We start from the raw sequence: 17,971 nt of genomic DNA, 5'->3' as shown, positions 1-17,971 counted from the left end.
GGCGCGCCGGGCCACCCTCCCTACCCCCCGATGTGCATCGTGAACGCCGGTCCGCCGTTGAGCACGCATTGGCCGCTGCCCAACGTGGCCGAGTTCATCGTGTACTGGCAACTCAGATTGCCGCCGCGATTGCCGCTGGCGTTCGCCAGGCCGGCACCTCGCGAGCCCGCAACCCGGGTCGCCTCTCCCTGAAACTGCTCATTGCCGATCTGCGCATTGAAGTGCCCGCGTCCGTTCATGTCGTTGGTCACCGTGCCCGCAACGGTTCCGTAGCGCGCCGCTTCGGCGTTCGACGGATACAGCCGCGCGCTGAAGCTCTGCGCCACCGGGCCCGGTGCCACGGCATAGGCCTGCGAAGGCGGCGCCGCGGGAGCGGGTTGTCCGAGCGGCACCACGTAGCAACCGCTGAGTGCGGTGGCCGTGAGTGCGGCGCAAAGGGAGAGACGAACGAAGGTGACGGATCGCGGAATGCTCATACGCTTTTCAGTGGCCCGGGCTGATGCCCGTGAGATGAAATGTGCCGCCTGGTGCCACCGTGCCGCGTGCTTTTCACGGCGAGTACCGCGCTGCGCGCCCGGCGGTAGCCACGGCCGCTACTGCCGCCTGTGTTGCCGGTGGGGCAAGAAAGCGGGCGCTATCCACATGCGTACTTTCGAATGACGCCGACGGGGCGCGAGCCGCTGCGCAGCGACAATGCGGCCATGAATTTCCAGAAATTGCTGGTGCCCGTGGGCGCCATCGTCCTTCTCGGGCTGGCTTGGCGCAGCGGCGGATGGGGCGGCGTCGCCCTGGCGGGCGGCGTGATCGTGATGTTCCTGCTGATGCACTTCAACCGGACCATGCAGGTGCTCAAGCGGGCCACCGATCGCCCGGTCGGCTATGTCGCGAGCGCAGTGATGCTCAACGCCAAGCTCAAGAAGGGCGTGACGCTGATGCACGTGATCGCGATGACGCGCGCCCTCGGCGAGCTGCGCTCACCGCAGGACGAGCAGCCCGAGCTCTACCGCTGGACCGATACGGGCGGCTCGTACGTCGACGCCGTGTTCAACGGCGGCAAGCTGCAGAGCTGGACGTTGACGCGCCCCGAGGCGGAGCCCGACAACGCTGCTCCGCCGTCCGAAGAAAACACGGCGGGCTGAGCCGCCGAGAGCCGCCGACGGGCCGTCAGGTCAGAACGGCGCGTCTTCCTCGACCTCGGCGTCTGCCGGGGTGGTGGTCGTGGGCGGCTCCGCAGCAGCCTTGGGGGCTGCATCGGTCGGCGCGCCGCTGAAGGCCGCCTCGCCGCCCAGCGCGTCGAGCAGCGCCGGCACCAACTGGCCGAGTTCACCGGTGGCAATGGCCACATCGGCGTCGAAGTTGTCTTCCTTCTTGCCGCCCGAGGCGCCGTCGCCCGTGCCCTCGAGGAACACGATCTTGCGGATCAGCATGCCGTGCGTCAGCTCGAACGACACGCGGTCGTCCCAGGTGAGCGCCAGGCGCGTGGGGCGCTTGCCGTCGGTGATGTGCTTCTGCACTTCCTCGATGTCGAGCGGATGCTTGGCGTAGCGCACCACGGCCTTGGAATCGTCCGAGGCCTTGAGCTCGCACTCGCGGTCGATGGTGAAGCCGGCCGGCGGCTCCTGCGTGAGCAGCCAGTTGGCCATCGCGGCGGCGGGTTCGACCTGCGTGTTGATGAGTGCCACGGCAAAACCGTCGAGCGATTTCACGAGGCTGGTCACCACTTCGTCGGCGCGGGCGGCATTTGCGCTGTTGATCACCAGGCGGCGTTCGGCCTGGTCGATCCACACGGCCACGCGGGCGCTGCGGGTGAAGGCCATTGGCAGCAGCTCGAGAGTGATGTCCTCCTTGAGCTCTTTCTTTTCCTTCTTGCCGGGCTTGCGGCCGGTGGTGGTTTCGATCTGCGCGCAGCGCTCGTCGAGCTTGCGGCGCACCACGGAGCCGGGCACCTGCTTGCTCTCGACCATGTATTCGACCAGCCACTGGCCGCCGACGGACTCGACCAGCGGGCCGTTGGCCTCGCCGCGCGGCTCTGCCCAGCCGGCGGACTTTTCCTGCGAAGGGCCGCAGGGCTCGAAGCGCTGCTTGCCGAGGCCTTCTTCGATCTCGGTCAATGTTTGGGACCAGGCAGGTTCGATGCGATAGACGATGACGTTCTTGAATACGGACACGGAAACCCTTTTTCCACTGGTTTGGACAACCCGCCATTGTCGGGCACCCCGTTCCGCCGGGCGCCGTAAAATCGAAAGCTTTTGCGACTCCCGGGTCGCTCCCCACACAGCTGCCCCCAAAGGAATCAGGAAATGAGCTCGATCCCCCCCTCGCTGGACGACCGTGACGGCAAGATATGGATGGACGGCGAACTCGTGGACTGGCGCGACGCCAAGATCCACGTGCTGAGCCACACGCTGCACTACGGTTGCGGCGCCTTCGAGGGCGTGCGCGCCTACAAGACGGCGGAAGGCACGGCCATCTTCCGCCTGGCCGAGCACACCGAGCGCCTGTTCAACAGCGCCAAGATCCTGCGCATGAAGATCCCGTTCACGCACGAACAGCTGAACGAAGCCCAGAAGCAGGTGGTGCGCGAGAACAAGCTCGAAAGCTGCTACCTGCGCCCGCTGATCTGGATCGGCTCCGAAAAGCTCGGCGTGAGCCCCAAGGGCAACAAGATCCACGCCATGGTCGCGGCCTGGTCCTGGGGCGCCTACCTGGGCGAAGAGGGCATGCGCCGCGGCATCCGCGTGAAGACCTCGAGCTACACCCGCCACCACGTCAACATCACGATGACGCAGGCCAAGTCGGTGAGCAACTACACCAACTCCATCCTCGCCAACATGGAAGCGCTGGACGACGGCTACGACGAAGCGCTGCTGCTCGACGCGAGCGGCTTCGTCTCCGAAGGCGCGGGCGAGAACATCTTCGTGGTGAAGGGCGGCGTGGTCTACACGCCCGACCTGTCGGCCGGCGCGCTCAACGGCATCACGCGCAACACGATCCTGCACATCTGCAAGGACTTGGGGCTCGAGCTGGTGCAAAAGCGCATCACGCGCGACGAGGTCTACATTGCCGACGAAGCCTTCTTCACCGGCACCGCCGCCGAAGTGACGCCCATCCGCGAGCTCGACCGCATCGAGATCGGCAACCGCGGCGACGGCGGCTCGCGCGGCCCGGTCACCGAGAAGATCCAGTCGGCCTTCTTCGACATCGTGAACGGCAAGAACCCCAAGTACGCCCACTGGCTCACGAAAGTCTGAAAGAACCCATGCCTACCAACGCAGTCGTCGAACTCCTGGCCAAGGAGCTCAACCACCAGGGCGGCGTGTTCTGCCCCAGCCCCAAGGCGGACATGAAGCTTTGGGACACCCACCCGAAGGTGTACCTCGATGTGGCGCGCACCGGCGAGGCCAAGTGCCCGTACTGCGGCACCGTCTACCGCCTGAAGGCGGGCGAGACGGTGTCGTCGCGGCACTGATTTGGCGGTTCGCGGCAGCCGCCGCCGGCTAGCCGGCAGCGGGAGCCCCGGGTTCCGCTGCGATGCGGCGCCCCGGCCACAGATCGCGCCAGGGCTGCGCATCCTGCGTTTCTAGCGCGAGCCGCAGGTAGACCATCGCAATCCACAGCAGCGCCAGGCCGATCTGCGCATCGCGCATGGCCGAGTTCACGCTCGACGCGATCAACGCGATCAGCGTGGCGGCCAATGCGTAGCGGCCCGCGATGTCTGGCCGCTTCCATGCCTGCCAGACCGCGCCAACCATGATGACCAGCAGGCTCAGCAAGGCCGGCAGCCCGCCCTGCGCGCCGACCCAAAGGAAGTCGTTGTGCGGCATGTTCGACTCGGCGAAGAGCGCCGGGCCGCGCTTGTGCCACTGCTCGGTCCAGCCGCCGATGCCCCAGCCCATGAGCGGGCGGTCGGCGATCATGAGGCCGGTGTCGCGGTACATGTAGTAGCGGATGACCCAGCTGCCCTTGAAGATGGCACCGGCCTGCGCCTCTTCGATTTCCTGCACGCCGGTCTCGACCTTGTGCTGGAGCTGCGGCAACTGGTAGAGCGCGGCACCCAGCACCACGGCGCCCAGCACCAGCGCGCTGACGAGCATCTTCAGGTGATTGCGCCACTGGTGGATGCACATCACCGGAATCACCAGCATCAGCGCGAGCACCGAGGTGCGCGAAGTCAGCGGCAGCGCCACCACCAGACCCAGGCCGAGCACCAGCACGAAGGCCGGCATGGCGCGCAGCGGCCTGTGCGCGGCGATCTGCGCAATGCCCCACACGGCGGCCGTGGAGGCCACCACGCTGAACAGCAGCGCGTTGCTGATCGACTTGTTGCCGACTTCCATCATCACCGCGCGCAGCGGCGACCAGATCGGAAAACCGATGGCGTAGAAGGCCACGATCAGCACGATATTCAGCGCCGCGATCAGCAGGAAGCCGCGCAGCGCCCAGATCGCTTCCTCGCGCGAGAGGGCCAGCGCCATCAGTATCGTGATGCCGATGCGCAGGCCATGGAACAGGTTCGAGCCCGTTTCCGGGTAGTGCGGCCCGACGGCCAGCACGATGAAAGTCCAGGCCAGGTACGCCACCAGCGGCCACCACAGCGGGTTGGCGCGCAGCCGCGCGTAGCGCTCGCGGTACCCGCCGGCGAGCCCCATGGTCGCGAGCAACAGCAGGGCCGAAAGGTAGGTGACGCCGACGGGCATGAACACCACCAGCCCCCAGAACATGGCCGCGGGCCTGACGATGTGCGATCTCTGCATAGGGGCGGGATTTTAGGTGCGGCCGCGGCGGCCCAACCTGACTGCCGGCCCGCGCCCCCGTCAGCTGTGATTGGCCGTGGGTAGGCGAATGACGAAGCTCGCGCCGCCGCCGGGCCGTTCTTCGCAGCGCACGCTGCCGCCGTGGCGCTCGGCAATCGACTTCACCAGTGCCAGCCCCAGGCCGACGCCGCCGTTGCGTTCGCTGGCGCCGGGCAGCCGGTAGAAGGGCTCGAAGATGCGATCGCGCAAGGCGGTCGGCACGCCGGGTCCGCGGTCGTTCACGCGCACGGTGGCGAAGCCGTCGGCACTGCCCAGTTCGACCGAAATTTCGCCTGCGCCATACCGGCGGGCGTTCTCGAGCAGATTGCGGATGGCGCGGCGCAGCAGGCGCGACACGCCGGGCACCGTGAGCTTCGCGTTGTCGGTGCCTTCCTCCAGGTCGAGCTCGGCATTCACCTGCGAACACTCCTCGGCCGCAAGCCCGGTCAGGTCGACCGCCTCGATGGTGCCCACGTCGGCCTCGCTGGCGTCGAGCCGGCTGGCCAGCAGAATCTCGTCGATGAGCTGGTCGAGCTCGCCGATGTTGCGCGAGATCTCGTCGCGCGCCGCGGGGCTCGGGTGCTCGCCCATCAGTTCCAGGCCCATGCGGATGCGGGTGAGCGGCGAGCGCAGCTCGTGCGATGCATTGGCCAGCAGCGATTTGTGCGAGCGCACCAGCTTTTCGATGCGTTCGGCGGAGGCGTTGAAACGCTTGGAGAGATCAGCCACTTCGTCCTGCCCTTCTTCGGTCACGCGCACCGAGAGATCGCCGTCCCCCCAGCGCTGCACGCCCCGCTGCAGGGCCTCCAGCCGCTGGGTGAGCCGCCGCACGATGGGGTACACGCCCAGGGCCACCGCAATGCCCACGAGCGCGATCATCCAGCCCAGCCCGAAAGGCGTGCGCCAGGGCGCGAAACCTCCCGTGCCCGAGGGCCGCTCGCGCGGCGCCACGCGCAGCGTGATGGCCTTGCCGTCGCTCAGCGTCACGTCGAATTCCAGCCCCTGGCCCGGCACACGCAACGCGGTGCCGGAGCCGATGGTGCGGTCCTGCGCATCGAGCACCACCACGTTGCGCGGCACCGGCGCCAGGCGTTCGCGCTCGGCTTCGGCCGCTTCGCGCACGATCCAGTTGGCCATCAGCGTGAGGATGACGACGCCGCCCACCACCGCGAGCCAGATGCGGACGTAGAGGTGGCGGGAGTACAGGCTGCGCAGCATCAGTCTTGCTGCTTGGCGAAGACGTAACCTACGCCGCGCACGGTCAGGATGCGCTTCGGGTTTTTGGCGTCGACCTCGATGGCGGCGCGAATGCGGCCCATGTGCACGTCGATTGAGCGGTCGAAGGCCTCGAGCTCGCGGCCGCGCACGGCTTCCATGATCTGGTCGCGCGTGAGCACGCGGCCCGCGCGCTCGGCCATGGCCACCAGCAGGTCGAACTGGTAGGAAGTGAGGTCGGCCAGCGCGCCGCCCACCGACACGGTGCGCGCGTTGCGGTCGATCTCGAGCGTGCCGAAGCGCATCACGGTGCTGGCCTCGGTGTCGGCACTGTTCTCGCTGCGCCGGCGCAGCACCGCGCGGATGCGCGCCAGCAGCTCGCGCGGCTCGAAAGGCTTGGGCAGGTAGTCGTCGGCGCCGATCTCCAGGCCGATGATGCGGTCCATCGGGTCACCCTTGGCGGTGAGCATGAGCACCGACACCTTCGAGGCCGGCGCGGGCAGCGAGCGGATGCGGCGGCAGATTTCAAGGCCGTCGGTGTCGGGCAGCATCAGGTCGAGGATCACCAGGTCGGGTGCATGCTGCTGCAGCTGCTCGAGGCCGCTGGCGCCATCGCCGGCATGCGTGAAGAGAAAACCCGACTGCGTCAGGTATTCGCCCACCATCTGCGCCAGGCGGGCGTCGTCTTCGATCATCAGGAGTTGGGGGGTGCTCATGCGCTTCATGGTCGTCCACGGGAGGCAACGGGGCTTGAACGCTCCGTAAAGTTGGGTAAACGCGGGTTCCGGCTGTCATCCGGAATTGCTGCGAAAAGCATAGCGCCGCCTGGCACGCTGGCGGCGGGTGGCGTCATGCTTTCCTCAAGAATGGAGGGAAGGGTGCAGCCGCTCAGGTCTGCATGGTCCGCCTGCGCCCGAGCGAGGATCTCACTGGCGAGCTGCCGCAGCTGGGCTGTCGAGGCCCGGATGCGCGCCTTGAACGCGGCATCGTCCAGCCGCGGGTCTTTGAGGCTGCGGTTGAGTTCGGCGAACCACGGCATCGCGGCCTGGTCGAGCAGGACCGCGGCGTTGCGCCTGGCGCTTACGGCGGACCAGGCGCGCAGCAGCTGCTGCACCGCGAGGTTCAGGCGCTGGCAATGCTGCAGCTCTTCCTTCAGGCTGCCGAGCAGCATCAAATCGGTGAGCCGCTGCTGGAAGAAGATCTGCGACAGCACGCCCCAGTAGTAGGCGTAGTCCCAGATCACCTTCACCGGCAGCACCTCGGGGTCGCCGAAGAGCGGGTACTGGTCCTGGTAGAGCGCCAGCGTGCTCTCGTAGAACGAGTGATAGATCTGGTCGTAGAGCTGCGCGCGGGCTTCGAGCGAGCGGCCCGCGCGGTCGTGCGCCACCAGGTCGGTGATGTAGGTGTTGCTCATCGCGATGAAGTCGCTGCCCGGCGAATAGAACGGGTCGAGGAACAGCCCGGCCTCGCCCGTCAGCGCCCAGCGCCGGCCCGAAAACACCTGCTTGCAGCCGTGCGAGAAGTGCCTGAGGAACGCGAAGTCCTGCAGCAGATGCCGCTTGCCGTCGAGCGCTTCGTACAACCGCGGCTGGTAGGTGGCGAACCACTGCATCGCCTTTTCGAAAGTGTCGAAGGTGTCGAGCGGATGCAGCTTCGGGTCGGCCACGATGCCCACCGAGTGCGAACCCGAAGCCAGCGGAATCAGCCAGGCCCAGTAGCCCGCGCCCACCAGGTGGTTGGTCGAAAGCCAGCGCGCGCGGGGATCGCAGCGCGCCTGCCAGTCGGCGTTGTCGCTCCAGTCGTCGATGGCGATGCGCTCGCCGATGCGGAACCACACGGCGTTGACGTCGTGCGCATTGGCCTCGGCGAGGCCGAGCTTGCGCTTGAGCAGGCCGGCGCGGCCGCAGGCATCGATGATCCAGCGCGCTTCGGCGCTGTGCGTCTCATCGTCGCGCGACCATTCGAGGCGATGCGGCGCGCCGGCGTCTTCGGCCAGTTCGACGCGCCGCACCAGCGCGGCGTCCTCGAAGCGCACTCCGCGCCGAACGGCTTCCTGGGCAAGATAGTTCTCGAAGATGCCCCGGTCGATCTGGTAGCTGGGCACCGCGAGGTAGCGGCTGGCGCCGATCTCGGTGACCTGGTCGATATCGCGTCGGCCCTCGCTGAAGAAAAAGCGGAAACCGAACTTGCGCAGCTGCGCGCCGTCCATGTGCGGCTGGAGGCCGAGCACCGTGTCGAAGTAGTGCGCGCCGATCTCGACCGACGACTCGCCCACCTTGTGGGCCGCGTGCGGCACCGGGTGCTTGCGCCGTTCCAGCACCAGCACGTCGATGTCTTGAAAGCGCTGCTTGAGCTGCAGCGCCAGCGTGAGGCCCGCGAGCCCGCCGCCCATGATCACTGCGTCACATCGTTGCGCAGTGCCGGTCATGGAGCTTCAGTCCCGGACCTGCCGCAGTTGCAGCCGCAGCGCCAGGGTGGAAGAAAGCGGCAGGTCCAGGGGCGCGGGCAGGTCGCCGTCCGCCAAGCGCGCCAGCGACTCGAACAGGCCGAGCGCATGCGCCATCGGGTTGATGTGCGCCAGCGTCTTCGCGGCGTCGGACAGCGGCGCCGGCACGCTGCCGTTGCCGCTCTCCGTCGACCAGTCGAAGGACGCCACGGTGCGCTCGGTGCGCTCGGGCGCTATCACCAGCGCCACGGCCAGGAGGCCCTGGCTGTCGGTCACCGAGGTCAGCGCGCCCACGGTGGGGGTGTCGTAGCCCACCAGCAGCACCGGCGAGTGATCGGCCGCGCACTGCACCGCGGCTTCGAGCAAGCCGGCGGCAAAGCTGTTCTCGTAGGCCGAAACCGAGTTGCTGGCGGCCATGCAGCCGGTGCCGATGGTCCAGTAGCCCACAGCCGCGTTGTGCACCGAGTTGTGAAAGCGCGTGGGCGACAGCACCGTCGGGTCGGTCGCGAGCGTGCTGCACATGTAGTCGTTGATCGAAAGATCGCCGTGCGCCGAGACGAACACGCAGGGCACGTCGGCCGCATTGCGGCCCGAGCCCGCCATCGATGCGGCGGCCACCTCGAGCGCGAGGGCCACCGTGTCGGGTGCGCGGCGGCGCTCGGCCGGTGCCAGCACCTGCGGTGACGGCCGCTTGGCGGGCGGATCGGTCAGCGTGCCTTCGCCGCGGAAAGCCGCGCGGGCGGCGTCCCAGCCGGGCAGGGTGGGCGTCCAGAAGGCCGGGCCTTCGATATAGAGGGTCGGGGGCGTGGGAGCGTGCTTCATGCGGTGGCTTTGCCGAACACCAGCGAGCAGTTGTTGCCGCCGAAGCCGAAGGAGTTGGTCAGCGCGTAGCGGACCTCGCCATGCGCGGGCTGCAGCTTGATCTGCGGGCCGAAGCCCGTGTCGAGTTCGTTCGTGTTCACGGTGCCCGGCATCAGGCCGCGTTCGATGGCGAGCAGGCTGATCACCGATTCGACGATGCCCGCCGCGCCCAGCGTGTGGCCCATGAAACCCTTGGTCGAGCTGGCGTGGGTGGTGGCCGGAAAGCGGCGCGCCACCAGCGCGCCTTCGACCTCGTCGTTCTTCTGGCTCGCCGTGCCGTGCATGTTGATGTAGTCGATGGCATCGGGCGCCAGGCCCGCGCGCGCCAGCGCCTCGTCGAGCGCGCGTTCGGCGCCCAGGCCTTCCGGGTGCGGCGTCGACATGTGGTGCGCATCGCTGGCTTCGCCATAGCCGAGCAGCCGCAGCGGCGACGCGGCATCGTCCTGCACGCGCTCCAACAGCGCGAAGCCGGCCGCCTCGCCGAGGCTGATGCCCTTGCGGCTCGCGTCGAAAGGCCGGCAGGGTTCGCTCGACACCAGTTCGAGCGAATTGAAGCCGAACAGCACGCTGCCGCACAGCGTGTCGACCCCGCCCACCACGGCGGCGTCAGCCAGCCCGAGGCGGATCAGCCGCTCGGCCGAAGCGAACACCTTCGCGCTCGACGAGCAGGCGGTGGATATCGTCTCGCTGGGGCCGGTGAGACCTAGCACCTGCTGCACGAACATGGCCAGCGAATGGGGCGTGTGCACCGCGGGGCGCCGCTGGTTCACGGGAAAAAGCCCGTCGGCGTCGAGTTGGGTATAGGCCAGTTCGGTTTCGCCGATGCTCGAGGTCGAGGTGCCCAGGATGAGTGCGATGCGCGAGGGCCCGTACTTGGCCCGCGCGGCCGCCACGGCCTCGGGAAACCCGTCGGCATGCAGGCCGAGCCAGGCGAGCCGGTTGTTGCGGCAGTCCCAGGAGGCGAGGTCCTCGGGCAGGCGAATGTCTTCGATCCCGTCGACCCGGCCGATCCAGGTGGGCAGCGGCGCATCGCCGAAATCGTTGGCGCGCAAACCGCTGCGCGACTGCGCGAGCGCCTCGGCGAGCGGCTCCTTGCCGACACCGACGGCCGACGTGGCCGTGAAGGCGCTGATCTGAAGGGGAGAAATGCGGGGCGGCACGTTTGCTTGTGGGTTGCGGGCGAAAGTAAAAACGCTGGGAAGCGAAGCGAGAGGTAACCGGAAAGTGACAGCCTACCAGTTGCGCGGGCCGTGCAGCGTCAGCTGTTTTCCTATGGGGCCCGTGCTCTATTGACGGTCTGAGGGACTTGTGGTCGTGGTGATCCGGGCGGCCAGCCCCACCAGCAGCAGCACCGGCACCCCGAGGAGGGCCGTGGCGGTAAAGAATTGCGCGTAGCCGTAAGCGTCGACAAAAACGCCCGAGTAGCCCGCAATGAACTTCGGCAGCAGCAGCATCAGCGAGCTGAACAGGGCGTACTGCGTGGCGGAATAACTGATGTTCGTCAGGCTCGACAGGTAGGCAATGAACGCCGCCGAGGCGATGCCGCCGGCGAGGTTGTCGGCCGACACCACCGCAATCAGCGCCGTGAGGTCGTGCCCGCGCGAGGCCAGCCAGGCAAAGAGCAGGTTGCTCGCGGCGCTGAGCACCGCGCCCAGCATCAGCACGCGCATCACGCCCAGTCGCATCGACAGCACGCCGCCGACAAAGGCGCCGACCAGCGTCATGACCACGCCGTAGATCTTGCTGACCGTGGCCACCTCGTCCTTCGTGAAGCCCATGTCCACATAGAACGGATTGGCCATGATGCCCATCACCACGTCGCTGATGCGGTAGATGGCAATCAGCGAGAGGATCAGCGCGGCCTGCCACTTGTAGCGGCGGATGAAGTCGGCAAAGGGCTCGATGAGCACGCTTTGCAGCCACTCGGCCGCGTTCCTTGCCTTGGGCAGCGCGCGGCGCACGGGCTCGGGCGAGAGCAGCACCGTGAGCACGCCCACCGCCATCGACGCGGCCATCACCAGGTACGCTGTTTTCCAGGCCGCGTTCTGGTACGCCGCCGCGCCTGTGACACCGGCCACCGGCGCCACCTCGGCCCAGGCCGCAACCCACAGCACGCCCGCGCCGGCCCAGATCATCGCGAGGCGATAGCCCGTTTGATAAGCGGCCGCGAGCGCGGCCTGCTTGCGGGTTTCGGCCGACTCGATGCGGAAGGCGTCGAGCGCGATGTCTTGCGTGGCCGAACCGAAAGCCACGAGCAGCGCGCACCAGATCAGCGGCACGAGACCTTGGCGTGGGTCGTTGAGCGCCATGCCGATCAGCCCCGCGATCACCAGCCCCTGCGCCAGCAGCAGCCAGCCGCGCCGGCGCCCGAGCAGCGTGGTCAGCGGCGGCAGCGGCAGCCGGTCGACCAGCGGCGCCCAGACCCACTTGAAGCCGTAGGCCAGGCCGACCCAGCTCAGGTAGCCGATGGTGGTGCGGTCGATGCCCGCCTCGCGCAGCCGGAAGCTCAACGTGCCCAGCACCAGCAGCAGCGGCAGGCCGGCCGAAAAGCCGAGCGCCAGCATGCGCAGGGTGGCGGGCTCGAGATAGACCTTCAGCGCGTCGCGCCAGGGCAGGGAAGAGGCGGTGGGGGTTTCGGCGGGCTGGGCAGACATGAACCCCGGATTGTCCATGAGGGCGCGGCATGCGCCGAGCCGTCTTTTTGTCGGCAATTGTTCCTATGATCCGCGCATGTGCACACGATGCGAGCTCCTTCTTCCTTCCGCCGCTTCGCCGTCCCGCTCCCCGGCCTGGCAGCCGCGGCGAGCCTTCCTGCTTGCGGCGACCGGAGCGGCGCTGGCCGGCCCGGCGCTGGCGCAGGTCAACGTGGGCAACGCATCCGTGGCGCGCAACCTGGTGCCGGCCGACCGGATCGAGGCGGCCGGCGTTCAGCAGTACGGACAACTGCTCCAGCAGGCGCGCGCCAAGGGTGCGCTCGCGGGCGACGGCAACGCCCAGCTGCAGCGGCTGCGCACCATCGCCAACCGCCTGATTCCCTTCGCCACGCCCTGGAACACCCGGGCGCGCGAGTGGAAGTGGGAGGTCAACCTGATCGGCAGCAAGCAGATCAATGCCTTCTGCATGCCGGGCGGCAAGATCGCTTTTTTCACCGGCATCCTCGAGCAGCTCAAGCTCAGCGACGACGAAGTCGCGATGGTGATGGGGCACGAGATGGCCCATGCGCTGCGCGAGCATGCGCGCGCTCGTTTGGCCAAGAGCGCGGGCACGGGGGCCGCGCTCTCCATTGGCGCGCAGCTCCTGGGCCTGGGCCAGATGGGCGATCTGGCAGCCCGCGCCGGCACGCAGCTGCTCACCCTCAAATTCAGCCGTGGCGATGAAACGGAGGCCGATCTCGTCGGCCTGGAACTCGCGGCGCGGGCGGGCTACGACCCGCAAGCCTCGGTGTCGCTCTGGAAGAAGATGGCCACGGCGTCGAAGAACCAGGGCGGGCTGAGTTTTCTTTCCACCCACCCGAGCGGGCCGGACCGCATCCAGAAGCTCGAAGCCAACCTGCCGAAGGTGGAGAAGCTTTACCGGGAAGCCCGGCGCGGCAGCTGACCGTTCCTTGTGGAAGGCGGCACCCGCGTGCGCGGGTGCCGGGCAATCACGGGGCACCGAGCGGAATGAACGCCATCCGAGGGTCGCTCGTCAGACCGACGGCAGTCATTCCATCGGGCGTCACCACGAGCTGGCGCTCGAGGAGGTTTCTCGCGTAGCCTGCGAACTTGAAGGACTTCAACAGGCTTCCATCGGGCGCGTGGACCCAGACGTCGGCGCTCGAGTACAAGCCGCTGATGCCGCAGATCGCACGGCCGTCCCGCGTGACCTTGACATTGTTGGGGTAGGCATCTCCGCCCGGAAGGCTCGCAATGAAGGCCAAGTTGACGGGATTCACGGAGGAGCAAAGATACGGCGCACCCGACGCGATATAGAGCGCCGTCGCGTCGGCGTTCACCGCAATGCCCCGTCCGTTGCTGCTGCCGTTGATGAAGCTGGCCCCTGCGGTGGCTTTTGCCATCAGGGTCCCGCCCCCCATGGCCGAATAGTCGAGGTCGAGCGCCTGCACGCCGGAGGGGCTGAGGCCTCGGTCGTGGGAGAAGAGCCTTCGGCCGTCGGACGATGCTGCGTACACCACGTTGCCAAAACCGCTCGGCGACAGCGTGGCAATCCTCCGGCCATCCGCGTAGGCGCCGCCGTCACCGACAAGAACGATGTCCTTGCCATTGGTGCGGATCGCCAGCAGGCTCAGGCTCGAATAAGTGCTCCCTTGCAGCGGCCAGGCGTCGGTCTTCGACGCGGTCGCCAGATCGACAACGACAATGGCCTTGCTGCCGGTGTCCACTGCGTAGAGCTTGCTTCCATCGGGTGCGATGGCCATCTCCGCCAGCGTGGTCCCCGCGTTCGCGATGGTGCCGATCTTCGTGCCGAGATGGGCGTTGTAGATGTCGATCGAGCTGCCACCGTTGTGTGCGTAGACGTAGGGCCGAATCGTGTCGGCGACGGCGTTCACGTAGTCCGTGGGTAGCGTCGTCAGCGCGCTCAGACCCTCGCTGGAACGCCACAGGCCGACATGGATGATCGCGTCCGCAACGCCGGGATTCGAGGTTTTCAGCGTGACCGTCGCATGGCTGAGTGCGCCAGTCGCTGCCAGCACCGGATTGGCGACGAGCACCAGATCCGGTCCGGTGCCGGTCGTGCCGCCGCTCGTCACCGAGAGCCATGGCGCACTGGAGGTGGCGGTCCATGGCAGGGCACCTTCGAAGTTGTCGGTGACCCGAAGGGTTCTGGTGAGCACCGATCCTGCCGGCGTGCTGGCGAAGCCGATGCCCCATTCAGAAGAAAGAAGCTGCCGCTTGTCCCGGTTCAGGACCACCGTCAACGGCAGCGAGACCGTGTCGCCGTTGACCTTGGCCGAGACCGTCGCAACGCCGGAATGGGTGCCGGGCGCGGCGGCGCTCACGACCGGCGAGAAGCTCAGCGGCGTGCCGCTCGCGTCGACGCTGCCGGACGTGGGCGACACGGTGGCCCACGTGATGAGCGGCGCAGACAGGGTCCAGGGCCACTTGTTGGCGCCGGTGTTCAGGCTCACCGAGACCGACTGCGCGACCTCGTCGCGACCTTTGGGGCCACCGAGCGTGACGGTGGTGGACGGCGCCGAAAAGGTCGGCTTCGCGAGCGTGAGCGCGGCGTTCACGGTCTTGCTCGGGTACCCGGCCGAGGCAAGCTCGATGCTCGTGGCGTGAGCGCCCGAGGCCAGGCTGGACTTGCTCGCGTCGACCCGCGCGGTCAGCAAGCCCGGTGTGATGCCCGACCCTGGCGCGAGGAGTAGCCATGGCGCAGCGGTGTTGGCCGTCCAGCTCGCGGATACACCGTTGTCCAGATCGAATGTCAGCGTCTGCGGCGGGATGGTTGCGCCATTGACGCCGGTGAACGAGAAAGCCGCGGTGCTGACCCGGAACTGCGTGGGCAGCAGTTCCAGCGTGAACCCGACCCGGGCCTCCTGGCCATCCGCCGACCGCACGACCAGCTGGTCCTGATAGATCCCGGCAGCCATGCCCTGGATGGCGAACCGCGCCCTGAGGGTGGCGGGCAGCGTGCCTTCCGAAGGGGTGAGTTGGAGCCACCTGCTGCTGGTGCTGGCCTTCCAGCCGCCTGCGGGCCCACTGATTTGCACGTCGACCCCGGACGGATCGGCTGCGCCCACGTGAGCGGTCGCGCGGGTGCTCATCCACGTGAAGGCCGTCAGCGGGTTGGGCGTGACGTTGACAAGGTAGGGCAGGGAAACCCGTGAGCTCGCGTAGCGTCCGGCACAGGCCGGATCCTTGCAGAGATAGGCGGGGAACGTCCCTTGGTACTTGCCCGGTGCGAGACTGGCCGAGGTGTTCAGGACTGCGGCGTAGCTCGACGCGTCGATGCGGACCAGGCTGAGGCCACTGCCCTGGGTCAGTATCTGCTGCGGATCGTCCACCGCCAGATAGAGCGGGCCATCGAAACCGCCTGCATGAGTGACGTCGACCTTCACCATGTGGCTGACGCTGGTGCCGGGCCGCTGGTTGCCGGCGAGCGCCGCCAGCGAAAAGCTGATGCCGGCCGGGGCGGTGCCCATGTCGGCCGGCGCGGGAGCTTCCGAACCGGCGCTGACTGCGCCAGGGAAAGCTGAACCTCCTCCGCCTCCGCCGCCACATGCGGCAAGTGCCAAACAAAGGCCGACGACGGCCGCGAATCTCAGCGCCATATTCCTCCTCCTCCCGGTTTTCTCACCCGCTCGAATCCATGCAGCGATGCCATCGCTGCATGGTGGCTAATTCTCAATACTTGTGCCGCAAGTATCGCAGCTTCGCATGTCACGGCGAGCGCCTGCGGCGGCCTGACCATCGCTGGCACGACGCTTGCATCTCTACTTGTACACAAGTTTGGATGCCTGAAGATGGTGCATGAACACAATGAATCGGCGACTGGCGTGGCATGGATCGCGCGCTTCGCGCAGCCGCTAGCCGGCGCGGCCGGCGGCGGCCCGCTCGCCGGCCTGCGCTTCGCCGTCAAGGACAACATCGATGTGGCCGGCGTGCCCACCACGGCTGGCTGTCCAGCCTTCGACCGCCGGCCCGCCGAGCACGCGGCGGTGGTGCGGAAACTGCTCGATGCCGGTGCATCGCTGCTCGGCAAGACCAACCTCGACCAGTTCGCCTGCGGCCTGAACGGCACGCGCTCTCCCTATGGCGAAGTGCCCAATGCCTTCGACGCGCGCTATGTTTCGGGCGGCTCCAGTTCGGGTTCGGCCTACGTGGTGGCCACGGGTGAGGTCGACTTCGCCCTCGGCACCGACACGGCCGGCTCGGGCCGCGTGCCTGCCGGGCTCAACAACATCGTCGGCATCAAGCCTTCGCGCGGGCTGCTGAGTGCGTTTGGCGTGGTGCCCGCGGCGCAGAGCGCGGACTGCGTGTCGATCTTCGCGCGCACGGTCGGTTTGGCTGTCGACGTGCTTCTTGCGGCCGCGGGCCCCGACGCGCGCGACCCCTATTCGCGGGAACTCGCCTTGCAAAGCGACCCTTTTCCGTCGGCATTCCGCTTCGGCGTGCCCGATACGCTGAGCTTCTTCGGCGATGCCGACGCTGAAGGGGCCTTCCGCGACGCACAGGCGCGGCTTGTCGCGCTCGGCGGCGCGCCCGTGACGATTCCCTTCGCCCCGCTGGCCGAGGCCGCCGCGCTGCTTTATGAAAGCGCACTGGTGGCCGAGCGCTATGCCGCGGTGCGCGGGTTCTTCGATGCGCACGGCTCCCAGGTGATCGAACCGGTGCGCGGCATTCTCGAGAGCGGGCGCGGCTACAGCGCTGCCGACGTGTTCGACGCGCAGACAAGGCTGCGCGGTATCGCGCAACAGGTCGAGCCAATGTGGCGCGGCATCGATGTGCTGCTGGTGCCCACGGCGCCCACGCACTACACGCGCGACCAGATGCGCGCCGACCCGGTTGTGCTCAACCGCAACCTTGGCGCGTACACCAACTTCGTCAACCTGCTCGACTACGCCGCCATCTCGGTGCCGAGTTCGCTGCGCGCCGACGGCCTGCCGTTCGGCATCACGCTGATCGCCCCCTGCGGCAGCGACCTAGCGCTGGCCGATCTGGGCCAGCGCTATCACCACGTCACGGGCCTGCCGCAGGGCGCCACCGGCTTGCCGCTGCCCGAGCCACGTTCGATTGCGGGCCTGTGCACCACGGCGCGGACCATGCCCATCGCCGTCGTCGGCGCGCACCTTTCCGGCATGCCACTCAACAGCCAGCTCACTGAGCGCGGCGCCACGCTGCTGCGAGCCACGACCACCGCGCCGCGCTACCGGCTTCATGCCTTGCCCGGCACCGTGCCGCCCAAGCCGGGGCTGCAGCGTAGCGCAGGCGGCGGTACCGCCATTGCCCTCGAAGTGTGGTTGGTTCCGCTTGCGCAGGTCGGCAGCTTCCTGGCCTTGATCCCGCCTCCGCTGGGGCTCGGTAGCGTCGAGCTTGCCGACGGCAGCTGGGTGCATGGCTTCATCTGCGAAGGCCATGCCCTGGCCGAGGCCGAAGACGTGAGCCACCACGGCGGCTGGCGTTCCTACCTCGCGAGCCGCACCCAGCCGGATGCCGCTTCTTCCGCAGCCAGTTCAACCCGACCGATCAAGGAGTCTTCATGAGCTTCTTCCAGCGCGAGGTGCGTCGATGACCCTCGAGATCAACATCCCCGAGGTGCACGCCGAAGTCGGCGCCGTGTTCGCGCGTTATGAAGAAGCGCTCGTGACCAATCAGCCCGCAGTGCTCGACGAGCTGTTCTGGAACAGCCCGCACACGCTGCGCTACGGCTTCTCGGAGAACCACTACGGCCATGCCGGCATCAGCGCCTTTCGCGCCTCGCTGCCGGTGCAGAGCCCGCCGCGCGAGCTGCTGCGCACTGTCATTACCACCTACGGCCGCGACTTCGCGACCGCCAACGTCGAGTTCCGGCGCGAAGGCAGCAGCCAGGTCGGGCGCCAGAGCCAGACCTGGATACGCACCCCCAAGGGCTGGCGCGTCGTCGCGGCCCACGTGAGCATGCCGGCCTGATCGCGCGGCACATTTTTTGCACCTCCTTCAACTCCCCGAAAGAA

The 17,971-nt window shown here is 67.8% G+C and carries 16 protein-coding genes; 6 read left to right on the top strand and 10 right to left on the bottom strand.

Going from position 1 to position 17,971, the window contains the following annotated elements; all coding sequences use genetic code 11:
• Positions 1-20: 20 nt before the first annotated feature.
• Positions 21-476 (bottom strand): hypothetical protein, encoded by a 456-nt coding sequence (locus QFZ42_RS24180; protein ID WP_307703405.1) that lies wholly within the window; start codon positions 474-476, stop codon positions 21-23.
• Between the two features lie 180 nt (positions 477-656).
• Between QFZ42_RS24180 and QFZ42_RS24175 the strand changes: the two genes are divergently transcribed.
• The gene (locus QFZ42_RS24175; RefSeq protein ID WP_307703404.1) at positions 657-1,139 is read left to right on the top strand and encodes a glycerate kinase; all 483 of its coding nucleotides are present in this window, start codon (positions 657-659) and stop codon (positions 1,137-1,139) included.
• Positions 1,140-1,169: 30 nt separating this feature from the next.
• Here QFZ42_RS24175 and QFZ42_RS24170 read toward each other — a convergent pair whose 3' ends face one another.
• On the bottom strand, positions 1,170-2,168 hold the full coding sequence (locus QFZ42_RS24170; RefSeq protein ID WP_307703403.1) for a recombination-associated protein RdgC: 999 nt from the start codon (positions 2,166-2,168) through the stop codon (positions 1,170-1,172).
• Between the two features lie 132 nt (positions 2,169-2,300).
• On the opposite strand from QFZ42_RS24170, the gene QFZ42_RS24165 reads away from it, so the two are divergent.
• Both QFZ42_RS24165 and QFZ42_RS24160 read left to right on the top strand, forming a co-directional pair.
• Complete coding sequence (locus QFZ42_RS24165; protein ID WP_307703402.1) at positions 2,301-3,251, top strand: branched-chain amino acid transaminase; 951 nt, start codon at positions 2,301-2,303, stop codon at positions 3,249-3,251.
• 8 nt (positions 3,252-3,259) lie between these two features.
• Positions 3,260-3,469 carry a zinc-finger domain-containing protein gene (locus QFZ42_RS24160; protein WP_307703401.1) on the top strand — a complete coding sequence of 70 codons (210 nt, stop codon included), beginning with the start codon at positions 3,260-3,262 and terminating at the stop codon, positions 3,467-3,469.
• 28 nt (positions 3,470-3,497) lie between these two features.
• Here QFZ42_RS24160 and QFZ42_RS24155 read toward each other — a convergent pair whose 3' ends face one another.
• The 7 genes from QFZ42_RS24155 to QFZ42_RS24125 form a co-directional block, all read right to left on the bottom strand.
• Positions 3,498-4,754 carry an O-antigen ligase family protein gene (locus tag QFZ42_RS24155; protein ID WP_307703400.1) on the bottom strand — a complete coding sequence of 419 codons (1,257 nt, stop codon included), beginning with the start codon at positions 4,752-4,754 and terminating at the stop codon, positions 3,498-3,500.
• Between the two features lie 60 nt (positions 4,755-4,814).
• Entirely contained in the window at positions 4,815-6,011 is a 1,197-nt protein-coding gene (locus QFZ42_RS24150) for an ATP-binding protein (protein WP_307703399.1), read from the bottom strand.
• Positions 6,011-6,733: a response regulator transcription factor gene (locus QFZ42_RS24145; RefSeq protein ID WP_307703398.1), complete on the bottom strand. Its 723-nt coding sequence runs from the start codon at positions 6,731-6,733 to the stop codon at positions 6,011-6,013. The genes QFZ42_RS24150 and QFZ42_RS24145 overlap by 1 nt, the downstream gene beginning before the upstream one ends.
• Positions 6,730-8,436 carry an NAD(P)/FAD-dependent oxidoreductase gene (locus QFZ42_RS24140; RefSeq protein WP_307703397.1) on the bottom strand — a complete coding sequence of 569 codons (1,707 nt, stop codon included), beginning with the start codon at positions 8,434-8,436 and terminating at the stop codon, positions 6,730-6,732. Before QFZ42_RS24140 ends, QFZ42_RS24145 begins: the two co-directional genes overlap by 4 nt.
• A 6-nt stretch (positions 8,437-8,442) precedes the next feature.
• A complete protein-coding gene (locus QFZ42_RS24135; protein WP_307703396.1) occupies positions 8,443-9,276 on the bottom strand; it encodes a beta-ketoacyl synthase chain length factor in 834 nt (277 codons plus the stop codon).
• Positions 9,273-10,475, bottom strand: a complete 1,203-nt coding sequence (locus QFZ42_RS24130) for a beta-ketoacyl-[acyl-carrier-protein] synthase family protein (RefSeq protein WP_307703395.1) — start codon at positions 10,473-10,475, stop codon at positions 9,273-9,275. The genes QFZ42_RS24135 and QFZ42_RS24130 overlap by 4 nt, the downstream gene beginning before the upstream one ends.
• A 126-nt stretch (positions 10,476-10,601) precedes the next feature.
• Positions 10,602-11,987 (bottom strand): AmpG family muropeptide MFS transporter, encoded by a 1,386-nt coding sequence (locus QFZ42_RS24125; RefSeq protein ID WP_373423365.1) that lies wholly within the window; start codon positions 11,985-11,987, stop codon positions 10,602-10,604.
• Positions 11,988-12,045: 58 nt separating this feature from the next.
• Between QFZ42_RS24125 and QFZ42_RS24120 the strand changes: the two genes are divergently transcribed.
• On the top strand, positions 12,046-12,912 hold the full coding sequence (locus QFZ42_RS24120; protein ID WP_307703393.1) for a M48 family metallopeptidase: 867 nt from the start codon (positions 12,046-12,048) through the stop codon (positions 12,910-12,912).
• Between the two features lie 46 nt (positions 12,913-12,958).
• Here the strand turns inward: QFZ42_RS24120 and QFZ42_RS24115 are convergent, their stop codons facing one another.
• On the bottom strand, positions 12,959-15,460 hold the full coding sequence (locus QFZ42_RS24115) for a YncE family protein (protein ID WP_307703392.1): 2,502 nt from the start codon (positions 15,458-15,460) through the stop codon (positions 12,959-12,961).
• 321 nt (positions 15,461-15,781) lie between these two features.
• On the opposite strand from QFZ42_RS24115, the gene atzF reads away from it, so the two are divergent.
• Together atzF and hpxZ are read left to right on the top strand one after the other, a co-directional pair.
• The gene (gene atzF, locus QFZ42_RS24110) at positions 15,782-17,521 is read left to right on the top strand and encodes an allophanate hydrolase (protein WP_307703391.1); all 1,740 of its coding nucleotides are present in this window, start codon (positions 15,782-15,784) and stop codon (positions 17,519-17,521) included.
• 25 nt (positions 17,522-17,546) lie between these two features.
• Positions 17,547-17,927: an oxalurate catabolism protein HpxZ gene (gene hpxZ, locus QFZ42_RS24105; RefSeq protein WP_307703390.1), complete on the top strand. Its 381-nt coding sequence runs from the start codon at positions 17,547-17,549 to the stop codon at positions 17,925-17,927.
• Positions 17,928-17,971: the final 44 nt, after the last annotated feature.

This window comes from Variovorax paradoxus (genome assembly GCF_030815855.1).
GTDB lineage: Bacteria > Pseudomonadota > Gammaproteobacteria > Burkholderiales > Burkholderiaceae_C > Variovorax > Variovorax paradoxus_M.
Note: the sequence above shows the minus strand (reverse complement) of the source record. Positions and strands in the feature narration are given on the sequence as shown.

What these genes read in the sequence shown, in the direction of transcription:
- QFZ42_RS24180 (WP_307703405.1), bottom strand. Translation starts at nt 476, where the DNA reads ATGAGCATTCCGCGATCCGTCACCTTCGTTCGTCTCTCCCTTTGCGCC.
- QFZ42_RS24175 (WP_307703404.1), top strand. Translation starts at nt 657, where the DNA reads ATGACGCCGACGGGGCGCGAGCCGCTGCGCAGCGACAATGCGGCCATG.
- QFZ42_RS24165 (WP_307703402.1), top strand. Translation starts at nt 2,301, where the DNA reads ATGAGCTCGATCCCCCCCTCGCTGGACGACCGTGACGGCAAGATATGG.
- QFZ42_RS24160 (WP_307703401.1), top strand. Translation starts at nt 3,260, where the DNA reads ATGCCTACCAACGCAGTCGTCGAACTCCTGGCCAAGGAGCTCAACCAC.
- QFZ42_RS24155 (WP_307703400.1), bottom strand. Translation starts at nt 4,754, where the DNA reads ATGCAGAGATCGCACATCGTCAGGCCCGCGGCCATGTTCTGGGGGCTG.
- QFZ42_RS24150 (WP_307703399.1), bottom strand. Translation starts at nt 6,011, where the DNA reads ATGCTGCGCAGCCTGTACTCCCGCCACCTCTACGTCCGCATCTGGCTC.
- QFZ42_RS24145 (WP_307703398.1), bottom strand. Translation starts at nt 6,733, where the DNA reads ATGAAGCGCATGAGCACCCCCCAACTCCTGATGATCGAAGACGACGCC.
- QFZ42_RS24140 (WP_307703397.1), bottom strand. Translation starts at nt 8,436, where the DNA reads ATGACCGGCACTGCGCAACGATGTGACGCAGTGATCATGGGCGGCGGG.
- QFZ42_RS24135 (WP_307703396.1), bottom strand. Translation starts at nt 9,276, where the DNA reads ATGAAGCACGCTCCCACGCCCCCGACCCTCTATATCGAAGGCCCGGCC.
- QFZ42_RS24125 (WP_373423365.1), bottom strand. Translation starts at nt 11,987, where the DNA reads ATGGACAATCCGGGGTTCATGTCTGCCCAGCCCGCCGAAACCCCCACC.
- QFZ42_RS24120 (WP_307703393.1), top strand. Translation starts at nt 12,046, where the DNA reads ATGTGCACACGATGCGAGCTCCTTCTTCCTTCCGCCGCTTCGCCGTCC.
- QFZ42_RS24115 (WP_307703392.1), bottom strand. Translation starts at nt 15,460, where the DNA reads ATGGGCACCGCCCCGGCCGGCATCAGCTTTTCGCTGGCGGCGCTCGCC.
- atzF (WP_307703391.1), top strand. Translation starts at nt 15,782, where the DNA reads ATGGTGCATGAACACAATGAATCGGCGACTGGCGTGGCATGGATCGCG.
- hpxZ (WP_307703390.1), top strand. Translation starts at nt 17,547, where the DNA reads ATGACCCTCGAGATCAACATCCCCGAGGTGCACGCCGAAGTCGGCGCC.